1 pseudogene is annotated in these 315 nt (G+C 73.7%); it reads left to right on the plus strand.

The annotated features are described in order from the left end of the window. Positions 1-111: 111 nt before the first annotated feature. Positions 112-315, plus strand: a pseudogene (locus LO771_RS30190) (hypothetical protein); the annotation flags it as partial.

The following is a 315-nucleotide window of genomic DNA, read 5'->3' on the forward strand; positions in this document are numbered from 1 at the left end:
TACATACCCATTTAAATCGGCGCCGTCGAGAGGGCGCGGCGCGCACATCGGACGGCCGAAGCTGTTGTTGATCCTTTGACCACCCGGCCGGGCCGCTGCGACACTGCACGCATGGAGATCGGCATCATGTCCGGAAAGCGGACACGCGGCCCGGCATTCGCCGCCCTCGCCGGCCTCGCCGCCATCGCAGCCCTCGGCCTGGGAGTCCTGCGGCCCGGCCCCACCGGTCCGGCCCACGCCGGCCCCGTCCCCGCACCCGGGTGGTCCGTCGACATCCGCGAGGTCGCCCCCATGGCCGACCCGCCGCCCGCCCCG

This window comes from Streptacidiphilus sp. ASG 303 (assembly GCF_020991365.1).
Lineage (GTDB): Bacteria > Actinomycetota > Actinomycetes > Streptomycetales > Streptomycetaceae > Peterkaempfera.